This window comes from Candidatus Thiodiazotropha endoloripes (genome assembly GCF_001708965.1).
Taxonomy (GTDB): Bacteria; Pseudomonadota; Gammaproteobacteria; order Chromatiales; family Chromatiaceae; genus Thiodiazotropha; species Thiodiazotropha endoloripes.
Window position 1 is genome coordinate 1472752 of sequence record NZ_LVJW01000003.1, and the last position, 12505, is coordinate 1485256.

At 50.7% G+C, this 12505-nt stretch carries 10 protein-coding genes; 2 read left to right on the forward strand and 8 right to left on the reverse strand.

What is annotated here, in order from left to right:
- Positions 1-182 precede the first annotated feature (182 nt).
- Positions 183-779, forward strand: coding sequence for an NUDIX domain-containing protein (locus tag A3193_RS06630; protein WP_069005652.1), 597 nt, complete (start codon positions 183-185; stop codon positions 777-779).
- Between the two features lie 406 nt (positions 780-1185).
- Here the strand turns inward: A3193_RS06630 and A3193_RS06635 are convergent, their stop codons facing one another.
- From A3193_RS06635 to cspD, 8 genes are all read right to left on the reverse strand, one after another.
- Complete coding sequence (locus A3193_RS06635; protein ID WP_069014371.1) at positions 1186-2142, reverse strand: GNAT family N-acetyltransferase; 957 nt, start codon at positions 2140-2142, stop codon at positions 1186-1188.
- A 102-nt stretch (positions 2143-2244) separates the two neighbouring features.
- Positions 2245-3426: a cupin domain-containing protein gene (locus A3193_RS06640; protein WP_201258777.1), complete on the reverse strand. Its 1182-nt coding sequence runs from the start codon at positions 3424-3426 to the stop codon at positions 2245-2247.
- Positions 3427-3814: 388 nt separating this feature from the next.
- Positions 3815-5182 carry an adenylosuccinate lyase gene (gene purB, locus A3193_RS06645; RefSeq protein WP_069005650.1) on the reverse strand — a complete coding sequence of 456 codons (1368 nt, stop codon included), beginning with the start codon at positions 5180-5182 and terminating at the stop codon, positions 3815-3817.
- A gap of 282 nt (positions 5183-5464) precedes the next feature.
- On the reverse strand, positions 5465-8128 hold the full coding sequence (acnA, locus tag A3193_RS06650; RefSeq protein ID WP_069014372.1) for an aconitate hydratase AcnA: 2664 nt from the start codon (positions 8126-8128) through the stop codon (positions 5465-5467).
- A 388-nt stretch (positions 8129-8516) separates the two neighbouring features.
- The gene (hflD, locus tag A3193_RS06655; protein WP_069005648.1) at positions 8517-9137 is read right to left on the reverse strand and encodes a high frequency lysogenization protein HflD; all 621 of its coding nucleotides are present in this window, start codon (positions 9135-9137) and stop codon (positions 8517-8519) included.
- Between the two features lie 82 nt (positions 9138-9219).
- Positions 9220-10323, reverse strand: a complete 1104-nt coding sequence (gene mnmA, locus A3193_RS06660) for a tRNA 2-thiouridine(34) synthase MnmA (RefSeq protein ID WP_069014373.1) — start codon at positions 10321-10323, stop codon at positions 9220-9222.
- Positions 10307-10894: a pseudouridine synthase gene (locus A3193_RS06665; RefSeq protein ID WP_083218598.1), complete on the reverse strand. Its 588-nt coding sequence runs from the start codon at positions 10892-10894 to the stop codon at positions 10307-10309. Before A3193_RS06665 ends, mnmA begins: the two co-directional genes overlap by 17 nt.
- A 180-nt stretch (positions 10895-11074) precedes the next feature.
- Complete coding sequence (cspD, locus tag A3193_RS06670; RefSeq protein ID WP_068995302.1) at positions 11075-11299, reverse strand: cold shock domain-containing protein CspD; 225 nt, start codon at positions 11297-11299, stop codon at positions 11075-11077.
- Positions 11300-12168: 869 nt separating this feature from the next.
- Between cspD and clpS the strand changes: the two genes are divergently transcribed.
- A complete protein-coding gene (gene clpS / locus A3193_RS06675) occupies positions 12169-12489 on the forward strand; it encodes an ATP-dependent Clp protease adapter ClpS (protein WP_069005646.1) in 321 nt (106 codons plus the stop codon).
- Positions 12490-12505: the final 16 nt, after the last annotated feature.

The window sequence follows — 12505 nt, forward strand, 5'->3', positions numbered from 1 at the left end:
TGACACTCTTCTCCTATCGTGAGAGAAGTGCTGGGGGAGAGGGGGGCCAAACATGAATCGCGCATAGGCGAAACTCCAAATTCTGTTCTGGATCTACTCACATTTCATAGGTATTTTATTAAACGGTACTTGAATGATCAGCTACCGGATAGAGATGACATCAGAATTGCGAAACTTATTCAATGAAATACAACTTCAAGATCGTTGAGACCGACCCGGCCTATCGTGGATTTCTGAAAATCAACCGCTACCGCCTAAAACATGATCTCTATATGGGGGGCGAGAGTGAGACCATCATTCGGGAACGGATCGAGGATATCGGGGCTGTATCTGTTCTCCTCTACGACCCACGTCAGGACAAGGTGGTGCTGGTGGAACAGTTTCGAATCGGTGTGGCCGGATATCAGAATCCCCCCTGGATGCTGGAAACCATTGGTGGCCTGCAGGATGGTGATGAAAGCGATGAGTCGGTAGCCAGAAGAGAGTCCCTTGAAGAGGCCAATTGCGAGATCGGCCGCCTGAAACGAATCTGTGAATTTGTCGTCAGCCCAGGCATATCGGTTGACCGCATCAAGCTATATTGTGGTGAGGTTGATGCAACCAATGCCGCTGGTGTGCACGGTTTGGATCATGAAGGTGAAGATATACGGGTTGTTGTCATGGATGCTGGTGAGGCGATTGGCGAACTCTACCAGGGGCGGGCGAACTCAACCAGTATCATTATTGCACTTCAATGGTTAGCAATGCATCGGGAATCACTCAGACAAGACTGGTGTTGAGCTTTTAAGATTTATCAGATGCCTGAATCATGAGATTTCATTGAACTAAATCTTATTCGATCTTACGGAATTAATTATAATCCTTATTGTTTATTAAGTTTTAACTTTTTATTGTTCCCCGCGATTTCATTTGAAATGTATTCTTCAAATCCTTTCATTATTAAGATGTAGATAGACAAGAAAACCCTTACAAACTCGTCAGAATGTACTCTATGTGCAAGCTCTAACCAAATAGCAATTAAGTAGGCCTGGATGCTAATTTGGTATTGTGATAATTCTCAATGCGTTATTTCAAGATGATATAAAATACTGACCATCTAAAATAAATCAGTTTGGTAGAGTGCTAAAAGATTTTTTCTCTTTAGTTAAAGGATAAGTGAAGGATATGGCTAATTAAAAAAGTATTCTACAGATGTAACCGAGCCAGCTCACGATCCGGAGCACCGTACTCCCAAGCTTCATCAAACAACGTCTGAAGCCGGCTTACGAAGTGCCGGTTGTTGTATCTTGCAGTGCCTATTACATTGGATGCCTGCTGTTTATAGAGGTATCCACAATCATCAGCGAGCATAAAGTTCTCTTCTATATCGAGATGCTCATCGGAGGGTTTGCGGATTTCGATCACCGAGGGGAGGCGTTGTGCCAGATCAACCAGACGATGACCCTGTTGCACAATAAGGCTATTGTCCTGAACCAGGATTCGAATCCGGCTGAACTTCGATCGCATCGCAAGCTGCTTCACGGCATCATGGAATGAATCGGTGTCATAGACGATCGGGTCGAGGTCATAACTGAACAGGCAAAGGTAACGTTTCGCTTGTCTCACCATCGATGCGGCGTGAATCTGGTGGTCTTCAACTCTGTTCAATTGAAACAGCTCATCGTCTTTACCCAGGGTGGCCAGTTTTAGATCATCAACGCTGGGTTGATCGGTTAATGAGAAGAACATCTTTCGATGGGGTATATCGGCTTCGTGGAAGATCTCTCCCTTGGCGATAAAACCGAATTTCGCATAGAAGGGTTCTGCTGAGGTCTGAGCATGCAGAAACAGTTGATCCTGGCCGACCCGGCTGGCTTGTTGCAGCAGTTCCAACAGCAGGGCGGTACCGATCCCCTGATTACGCCAGTCGGCCAGTACAGCCATTCGTCCGATCTGTCCACTGCCCAGTAGTCGTGCCGTGCCAATCGGTTGTTGTTGATTGTCCAGCGCGAGCAGGTGATAGGCGATAATGTCGTCATCATCCCACTCCATACTCTCCGGGACACCCTGTTCCTCGATGAATACAGGTTCTCTTACCTGACGCAGCAATTCCCGATCATCCGGCCATATCGCCTGGCGGATTGCGAAGTCGTTAGTTGCCATTGATGATTACTCCTATCCTTTCTGCTTCCATACAGCTGTTTCAGCGGGCCGTTTTTTCAGCCTTGCTTCTTGTCCTGGACAATCTCATTGATTCAAGCGGATTCAGTGCTCATCACTGAACAGAAAATGTCCTTCATTGTAGAGCCTGCAGAGCAGGCTCAGGTATTCAGGTTGTTCAAGCCACTCCTGCAGATAACCGAAATGCAAATCCCGGTAGTGTGTGATGACCGGGAGAAACTCACCGGAAGAGCTGGGCAGGGTATAGCTGTTGCCGTTTATGTAGAGCGTATCCAGGCCATCTTTTTCATAGCGGCTGAATGCCATTCGGCTGTGGCTGTTGCGATGGATTATCGCCTGTTCCCGGAATCGGTTGAGAAACGTCTGTTCAGTAAGAGGCTGCTCTACTGGAATAACCTGCAGGTGGGGTTTGGTTTCCGTTACCAGACGACCAAACCAGCGTTCATCCCGGTCGAGTCGATCCAGACAGCTCTGCAGTTTGGCTTTGAAGCCCTCAAGTGCTACAGGTTTGATCTCCGCTGGTGCGATTTGTGGTTTCAGCGCAGGATCACGGTAGCGTTGCTTCGGCAGTTGCTGTTCGATCCAGGACTCAAACCAGGACGAAGCGATATCCTGCCAGGTCGGGGCACGAAACCCCACGGAACAGGTTATGGCTTCACCCTCGGCGATACCCCAATGGGCTACATTCGGTGGTAGATAGAGCATATCTCCCTCTTCCAGCAGCCACTCCTGCTCCGCTTCAAACTGGGGCAGGATGCGCAGGTCGAGTCCGGGTATATAGTCATTCTCATCAACCGCCCGGGTGTGAATCTTCCAGCGTCGGCAACCTTTGGCCTGCAACAGAAAAACATCATAGTCATCGGTATGGGGGCCAACCGAACCCTGGTCAACCGCATAACTGATCATGATGTCATCCAGACGCCAATCGGGTATGAAACGGAAGTAGTCCAACAGCTCTGCCACTTCCGGAATGTATTTGTCCACATCCTGGACCAGCAGTGTCCAGTGACTCTCAGGCAGTTCAGCGAAGAGTGACTCGGCGAAGGGGCCATAGCGTGCTTCCCAGGGTGTGGCACCATGCTTTTCCAGTACCAGGCGGGATTCGATCTCTTCGTCGCATGCCATGCCGGCCAGTTCATCGGCCTCTATATGGCATTTGAAGTCGGGCAGTGCCTGGCGAAATAAGAGGGGTTTTTTCTGCCAGTAGTTGGTCAGAAATTTGTCAGTATCTATGTTTTTTGGGAAGTTAAGTAAATGCATACCCATAGTGTACCTCATCATGGATTCGGTACCATTTACTCAGCATGCAAAGTAGTGGTGGTCTGTGAGAAAAATTGTCAGCAACTCAGAACCACTCTCCCGCATGGGGAGAGGGGAGTTAGACTCCTCACCTGATCTGCATGCTGAAGATGTTCGCTTTTTCTGAGCTTCATCTTTTAACTGCGTAATGTAATTCATGTTTCAAACACGAAGGAGAGGCGTGGCCAAGGAGAATCAATCCAAAAGGTCATAGTGATCGAAGTTAGTGGGGCAGCTGTGAGGTTGAATATGTTAGGCAGCAAGCCTGATACACATAATTGGCTCTATTCAATCCGCTACCTGTAGTAGCGGATTGAATGTTGGATTCGTGTTAAAAGCCCCTGACAGTTAATCCTTATATATCTGCGGCCTGGTCTTTGGCATTGCCGATATAGCTCATCGGTGTCAGACGTTTCAGAGACTCTTTGGCCTGCTCAGGAATCTCCAGACCGTCAACAAAGGTTTGCAGCTCTTCCGGGGTAATGCGTTGACCCCGGGTCAGCTCTTTGAGCTTTTCATAGGGCTTCTCGATGCCATAACGACGCATTACCGTCTGTATCGGCTCTGCAAGGACTTCCCAGTTCTGGTTCAGGTCATCCAGCATGGCATCACCGTTGGCCTCCAGTTTGCCCAGCCCTTTGAGCAGGGACTGCAGGGCAATCGAGGTATGGGCAAATCCGACACCGAGGTTTCTCAGTACAGTGGAGTCGGTAAGATCACGCTGCCAGCGGGAGATTGGCAGTTTTTCCGCCAGATGGCCGAACAGGGCATTGGCGATACCAAGATTACCTTCCGCATTTTCAAAGTCGATGGGATTGACCTTGTGTGGCATGGTGGAGGAGCCGACTTCTCCGGCAACGGTCTTCTGTTTGAAGTAACCCAATGAGATGTAGCTCCAGATATCACGGGACAGATCGATCAGGATGGTGTTGAACCGGGAGAGTGCATGAAACAGCTCGGCGATGTAGTCATGGGGTTCGATCTGTATGGTATAGGGGTTCCAGCTGATGCCCAGGCTTTCGACAAACTGCTTGGCGAAAGCCTGCCAGTCGATTTCCGGATAGGCGGCCAGGTGAGCGTTATAGTTACCGACAGCACCGTTGATCTTTCCCATCAGTTGCACAGCGGCAATCTGCTCTCTCTGGCGCTGCAGACGGTAGACCACATTGGCCATCTCTTTACCCATGGTGCTGGGTGAGGCTGGCTGGCCATGGGTGCGGCTCAGGACGGGTTGATCCGCCAGTTGCTGTGCCAGGTATTTCACCCCTTCGATCACTTCATCGACATAGGGCAGAAGTACCTGACCACGACCCTCCCGCAGCATCAGGGCATGGGAGAGATTGTTGATGTCTTCCGATGTGCAGGCAAAGTGGATGAACTCACTGATGCCCTCAAGCTCTTCATTGCCGGCAATCTTCTCCTTCAAAAAGTACTCCACAGCCTTCACATCGTGATTGGTGGTGCGTTCGATGTTCTTGACCCGGCGGGCATCTTCTTCACTGAAGTTATCCACAATGCCGTTGAGAATATTGTTGGCATGTTCACTCAGGGTGGGAATTTCGAGTAGGTCATTGTGGCCGGCAAGTGCCTGTAACCAGCGGATTTCGACTTTGACCCGGTGACGGATCAGACCGAATTCACTGAAGATGGCCCGCAAGTCTTCAGTTTTGCTGCCATAACGGCCGTCAATGGGGGAGACTGCTGTGAGTGAGGAGAGTTGCATGTTTTTACGTACCACGAAATCTTAGAAAGGCGGGAATTATACCCGTTGAGTTGTAAGGGGTTAAGTCGGCTGATTTCTTTGTTTTGAAAAATAAATTAAAACATAAAGATAGGGTTATTATTTAATAATTGGGATTAATATATTTTTATCCCCTGTACCCACAAGCGGCTGGCTTTGCCTGTCAATCGCTCCTTTCGACTCTGCCTAACCAATAAAGGTTAGGCAGAGTCGCGCTTGGATGAGGCAAACGATTCTCAACTGGCTGCAGTGCAGAGGATCCCTTTATTTGCTGCTTTCAGAGGCCATCTTGCGCAGCACATAGTGCAGGATTCCCCCGTGTTTGAAATAGTCGACTTCATTGGGTGTATCGATACGCACGGTGACGTCGAACTCCTTTTCACTGCCCTTATCGGATCTCGCCTTGACGGTGATGCGGTGGACAGTCTGTTCTCCCGGGTCAGGGATGAAGAATCGTTCCTCACCGGTCAGCTCCAGGGTATCCGCACTCTCTCCCGGTAGAAACTGTAACGGCAGTATGCCCATGCAGACCAGATTGGTACGATGAATCCGCTCATAGCTTTCAGCAATTACCGCACGTACCCCTTGCAGGGCCGGTCCTTTTGCCGCCCAGTCACGGGAGGATCCGGATCCGTACTCCTTGCCGGCAATCACAATCACCGGCACGGACTCCTCTTTGTAGCGCATGGCAGCATCGTAGATGCTCATCTCATCACCTGAAGGCAGATGACGGGTCACACCGCCTTCACTCTCGGGCAGCAGGCGGTTGCGCAAGCGGATATTGGCGAAAGTACCCCGCATCATCACTTCATGATTGCCACGACGGGAGCCATAGGAGTTGAACTCATCCGCTTTCACCCCCAGCTCGGTCAGGTATGTACCTGCCGGGCTGTCGGCTTTGATGGCGCCTGCCGGTGAGATATGGTCAGTGGTGACTGAATCGCCAAGCCACGCCAGACATCGCGCCGCTTCGATATCGGTAATCGGATCCAGATCGAGCGAGATCTCTTCGAAGTAGGGCGGATGGCGGATGTAGGTCGAGTCGGGATCCCACTGAAACTGGCTGCCGGCAGGGGCTTCCAGGGATTGCCAGCGGCTATCCCCGTCGAAAAGCCTGGCATAACTGGCAATGAAGCCCTCTCTGGTCAGGTTATCTGAAATCGCCTCAGCAATCTCTTTACTGCTAGGCCAGATATCCTTGAGTAACACCGGTTCTCCTTCTGTGTTGATGCCCAGGGGGTCATGATACAGGTCGATATTCATCGTGCCGGCCAGGGCGTAGGCCACAACCAGAGGTGGTGATGCCAGGTAGTTCATTCTGACTTCTGCATGGACACGGCCTTCAAAATTTCGGTTCCCGGAGAGTACCGAAGTGACCGTCAGGTCACCATCGCTGATCGCTTTGGAGACCTCTTCCGGCAATGGGCCGGAGTTGCCGATGCAGGTTGTACAGCCATAACCGACCAGATCGAAGCCCAGGGTATCGAGTGGTTTGTCCAGGCCGGCCTGCTCCAGGTATTGCATCACCACCCGGGATCCCGGTCCGAGGGAGGTCTTGACCCAGGGTTTGACTGAAAGCCCAGATTCAACCGCCTTTTTAGCCAGTAAACCGGCTGCCATCATGACACTGGGATTTGATGTGTTGGTGCATGAGGTGATTGCCGCAATGACAACATCGCCGTCGGTGATTTCAGTGGATGCACCATCAATATTGGTGGAGACGGTTTGACTCTCTCCACCGTTGAAAGCCTCAACAGCTTGCTCGAATTGTGCCTTGGCATCTTTCAGCGGCACCCGGTCCTGGGGACGCTTGGGCCCGGCGAGGCTGGGCTCGATTACAGAGAGATCGATCTCCAGGGTCTCAGAGTATTCAGCCTCCGCGGAGTCTGCCGTGTGAAACATACCCTGGGCTTTGGCGTAGGCCTCTACCAGGGCGATCTGATCCTCTGATCGATTGGTCAGGCGCAGATAGTCGAGAGTCTCCTGATCGACAGGAAACAGACCACATGTGGCGCCGTATTCGGGGGCCATATTGGCAATGGTGGCGCGATCACCAAGCGGCATCTTGGCGATTGCGGGGCCATAGAATTCGACAAATTTACCTACCACACCATGCTCGCGCAGGCGTTCGACAATGGTTAACACCAGGTCAGTTGCCAGACTGCCTTCAGGAAGCTTGCCAACCAATTTGACCCCCACGACCTTAGGAACCAGCATTGAGATCGGCTGGCCCAGCATTGAGGCTTCAGCTTCGATACCGCCGACACCCCATCCAAGTACCCCGATACCATTTATCATGGTTGTGTGGGAGTCTGTACCGACCAAGGTATCGGGAAAGGCCAGGAGTTTGTCATCGCGCTGTTCTGAATAGACTACCCGAGCCAGGTATTCCAGATTGACCTGGTGTACGATGCCGGTGTCGGGTGGTACGACTTTGAGGCTGGAAAAGCCGCTCTGGCCCCATTTTAGAAATTGATAGCGCTCCCGGTTACGTTGAAATTCAATCTCAGCATTGAGATCGAAGGCATTGGCATCGCCGAAGTGATCAACCTGTACCGAGTGGTCGATAACCAGTTCGGCCGCCTGGAGCGGATTGATATCGGTCGCGCTGCCACCCAGTGTGACCATGGCATCGCGCATCGCAGCCAGGTCGACAACCGCCGGTACACCAGTGAAATCCTGCATCAGAACCCGGGCAGGCCGATACTGAATCTCTCTGCTGGGCTCCGCTTGGGGATCCCAGTTGGCAACCGCTTTGATATCCATTGCGGTAACGGTGACACCGTCTTCATGTCTCAACAGGTTTTCTAACAGGATACGAATCGAAACCGGTAGTCGGTCTGAATTCTCCAACGCATCCAGACGATAGATCTGATAGGCAGTTCCATTGACCATCAGCTCTTTTTCTGCACCAAAGCTGCTACTCATGCAATCCTCCTGTAGCTTTTAAAAAACAGTATATTACTGTTTGATTATTCGTGTTATTTATATTTCTTGCTGCTTCTCTTCAAGCAGGCCAGTAAGTCATACAGCGGGCGACACAGGCCAGTTGCCAGATTCCTGGTTAGCCGAATTACAGCCATTCAATGGTGATAATGTTCTGCTGGCTGTGATCTCTTGCACTATAGAAGGTAATCATCAGATTACTATAGGAGGATCAAGTATGGAGCTTAGGATTCTACTGCCATTGACTATGGATAAGTCCGAATTTAGCGGAAATCAGAAGTGTTAAACGGCTTCGTCCGGATTGCAGAGTCCCGGCAGCCGCTTGGCTGACACATAGGTGCTCGACTGGGGATGCCAATCGGACTGGGATTCAGAGTTTGTCGAGGAGGTTTTTGCAGTTATCGATGTAGTTGCTTCGGCTGAACAGCAGCTGTCGGCGACGTCCTCCAGTCTGGCGCCACAACATGGCAGATCGAATGCCGGACAGCAGCAGGGCTCGAATACGATTCACGTTGTCGCTGTTCTGCAGATAGACAGTCTCCCCACTTACCATGATTCTTGGTTTGAGGGTGCTGATATTCTCCGCATAGATATCGGCCAGCGCACCCAGGATATTGCTGTGCGTGGCGGGAAAGTGAATCAGTCGGGCGGCGGTTTCGGTGATTCCGGCCCTGATCTTGTCCAGTCTTTGACGGTGTTTACTGAGCTTACGTTCCAACTGGATCAGACTCAGAACATAACGGGTCAACTCATCATCCCGGGTATCGGTTGCACTGAGTTGCTTGTAGGTCAGCTTTACACCCGGTGCGATATCATCCAGGCTGCCGTAGACATCGACCACACTTTTCGCATCGAGTTGAAAAAGACTGTTGATGCTGGTGGAGATTCTTTCAGTACTGATCAGGCCTTTACGGGCAACCTGCTGGACCAGGCCAGCGGCTTGAAAAACTCCCGATAAGGCGATGACGCGATCACTATCCTGAAACTTCATGCTGTTCCTGACTGAAGGTTGGCTGGTGTTGATATTCTACCATATTGGATCGAGGCGCCGGCGCAAAGTGTAGCCAGGCAATTCAGGGTGAGGGGGCATCTGTCGACTCGATAATACCGCCTCCAAGGCAGACTTGATCGTCATACAGAACCAGGGATTGACCAGGTGTTGCGGCACGTTGTGGTGAATCAAAGACCACTTCGCATTGCCCACGCTCCATGGGATGCACCCGGCATGACTGCAACGGCTGGCGATGTCTGATCCTGGCCGTCGATTGGATCGGTCCAGCCGGGGCCCTGCCATCCACCCAATGGAGCTGTCCGCAGATCAGTTTCTGACACATCAACAGTGGGTGTTGATGGCCCTGAACAGCAATCAGCACGTTACGATCAAGATCTTTAGCGGCAACAAACCAGGGGGCTTCCGCCGCACCCTTGCGGCCACCGATACCCAGTCCCTGACGCTGGCCCAGTGTGTAGTACATCAGGCCCTGGTGTTGGCCGATCGTATGGCCTTCCGGATCTTCGATTACGCCAGGTTTAGCCGGTAAAAAACGCTGCAGAAAATCGCGGAATTTACGTTCACCGATGAAACAGATGCCGGTGCTGTCCTTCTTTTTATGATTGGGAAAGCCGGCCTCTTCGGCGATCCCTCTGACCTCTGTTTTGGTTAACCGGCCAAGCGGGAAGAGACTTTTTGAAAGCGCCTGCTGACCCAGCATATAGAGAAAATAGGTCTGGTCCTTGCCTTCATCCAAAGCACGGGCCAGGTGGAAATACTCACCAGCCTTAGCAACTGAAGCGTAGTGGCCCGTGGCGATCGCATGGGCTTGCAACTGCTCCGTTGCATAGTCGAGAAATGCCTTGAACTTTATCTCCCGGTTACACAGAACATCCGGGTTGGGGGTCCTGCCGGCCCCATACTCCTGCAAAAAATAGGCAAACACCCGGTCCCAATACTCGCTTGAAAAGTTGATGGTGTGCAGTGGAATGCTTAATCGGTCGGCAACCGCCTGGGCATCCGCCAGATCCACGGCTGCCGAGCAGTAGTCCTGATCGTCATCCTCTTCCCAGTTCTTCATGAAGAGTCCTTCCACATCATAACCCTGCTGTTGCAACAACAGGGCGGCGACCGATGAGTCGACGCCACCGGAAAGACCGACAATTACCTTAGCTTTTTCTGACATGCTTGTGCTTTTTTCTCTGAACCTGGAGTTTTGCCGGTTGGTTATCCAGCATGACCCATTCACCAGGTTGTAGATGTTTCAACCGCCATTTACCGATCGATGTGCGAACCAGCCTCAGCGTAGGATGGCCGATACTGGCCGTCATACGACGTACCTGACGGTTTCTTCCCTCCTGCAGTGCGATTTCAAGCCATTGGGTTGGTATCCTGGCGCGAAACCGCACCGGGGGATTCCTCGGCCATAGGGTTGGTTCGGCAATCTTTCTGACCTTTGCCGGCAGGGTGGGGCCATCTTTCAACACCACTCCCTGCTTCAGTTGCTCGATACTCTGATCGCTGGGAATTCCTTCCACCTGCACCCAGTAGGTTTTCCAACTCTTTTTACCGGGACGGGTGATCTGCTGCTGTAGCTTTCCATCATCGGTGAGGATCACCAGGCCTTCACTCTCCCGATCCAATCGGCCGGCGGCATAGACCCCTTTGGTTTTGATGAAATCAGCCAGTGTAGGGCGTCCCTGGGCGTCGGTAAACTGGGTCAGAACACCGAAAGGTTTGTTAAGCAGAATCAACATTCGAGGGGAGCTGGGCGGTCGATATCCATACAAAAAACTGTATGGTATCGGTTGCAGCCGAGCCTGGAAACCGTCAGTGTCGTTTCAGGATTGAGAAAACGGGCAGGGTAGACGTAAAAAAGCCGGGATAGCTAGGCTATACCGGCTTTTGAACAGGAAAACTGTAACAGTGGACGATACTTAGGATTGATCACCACTGGCAGCAACTTTTTGGATATTGGTTGCATGTAGACCTTTCGGACCCTGGCTTATATCGAATTGGACTTTCTGGCCCTCTTTCAGTGTTTTGTATCCATCCATATCAATCGATGAGAAATGGACAAAAACATCTTGATCTCCATCTTCTGGGGTTACAAAACCGTAGCCCTTGGCGTTGTTAAACCACTTTACGACTCCAGTCGCCATAGCTATTACTCCTCACTATATACGAAAGCCCAGGATTGGTGGATCGCTCATTGCGGGTTGCATGATCAGACTGATCTGAGCGAGTCATTCACTGCAACTCACAAGGTTGTTATATTTAGCAGAGAGGCATGAAACTACTCTGTCCACCAGCCTAAGCATCAACCTTTGGAAAAAATGCTTAGACCGTCAAATCAACGGCCAAAAAACCAGTGCTCTGGTTCTCTTTTCGGAACCATTCTCAACACTGTAGATTGAAGTATAGTGTGCAGATTGTGTGGGTCAACAAATATCTGACTTTTAACAGTAAATTGTAATTTTTATAGGTAATTACCCTAATCTTTTTAACCTCGTTATCCAGGCTTACCCTTAACTGCTGCCGGTCAGTTTCCGGAGCTGTTATCAATTCACGATCTGCCTGATCGATCTGGTTTCAGTAAAACATCAGAACAGACGTGAGTCCGGAAGGGATATTTTTTTATTATCACCTCTTGAATAAGGAACAAGCGGCCACAATATTACTGGAACAGTACCGCTCAGTGGTTTCTGGTGGGTTTCCAGGGAGATGGAAGCAAAAGAGCGCTCAAGTAAGATTGTGCATCGAGGATTAGGAGCTTTTTAAGCTTCCTATGGTCAATGTTAGGAATAATCAGATTAATTATTGATATTTCAAATTATTGAAACGGAGCATGCAGGCGGTAATTACTGGTCAGCTGGAGATCGTTAGCACTGGATATGATGTGCAAGCGTGCTCTCTTTTTTTACTGCAGGGATTGGTTTGATGACAATGGATAGCCGGGCCAGGACAGGACAAGTAATCCGTAAAATAATTCCACTTTTCAGGCTCTGCAAGCCTGCTAGAATCACCCTTTATGAGCGATAGAGAACAAATATCACATGACGATGGTCTAGCATTAGAGGAGGCGTCTCCCAAACTAAAAAGACCGCCACTGTATAAGGTTATTATCCTCAACGACGACTATACCCCTATGGAGTTCGTGGTTCAGGTTTTGGAAACCTTCTTTAACATGGACCGGGAGAAGGCAACCCGGGTAATGCTGCATGTACATACCCGGGGTGTAGGTGTCTGTGGTGTATTCACCAAAGACATTGCCGAGACCAAGGTCTCACAGGTTAACGACTACTCACGTAGCAACCAGCATCCGCTGATGTGCACCATGGAAGAGACCTGAGCGGTACTGACGGAGT